This is a genomic window from Nocardioides abyssi (genome assembly GCF_030412915.1).
Taxonomy (GTDB): domain Bacteria; phylum Actinomycetota; class Actinomycetes; order Propionibacteriales; family Nocardioidaceae; genus Nocardioides; species Nocardioides abyssi.
The window spans coordinates 1-279 of sequence record NZ_JAUHJR010000149.1; the positions used below are offsets into that span (position 1 = coordinate 1).

1 protein-coding gene is annotated in these 279 nt (G+C 51.3%); it reads left to right on the plus strand.

The genetic code is table 11. From position 1 onward, the window contains the following. Nucleotides 1-279 (plus strand): hypothetical protein (locus QWY29_RS20275; RefSeq protein ID WP_300963035.1); only part of this gene is annotated, 279 nt, incomplete at both ends.

Consider the following 279-nt stretch of genomic DNA (forward strand, 5'->3'; position numbering starts at 1 on the left):
ACACATGCACATGGTGGTGCAAGGTCAGGATATGGCGACAGCTCTTCAAAAGCTGGCGTCAGAGGATTCCCTCGACCCTCATAACGCCCTGCTGATGGATTTCTTTCTTACGGCGGTGTTTGTAGCGAGGCAGAACGAGTATTTTCAGTGGAAGCAGGGGTTGCTTGATGAGAGCGTTTTTCGCTCGCTTCATCACATAATTTTCTCGGTATTAGAAACTCAGGCCGGTCAGCATTGGTGGCAGCATGAGGGCCACCGATTGGTTGCGCCCGAATTTGT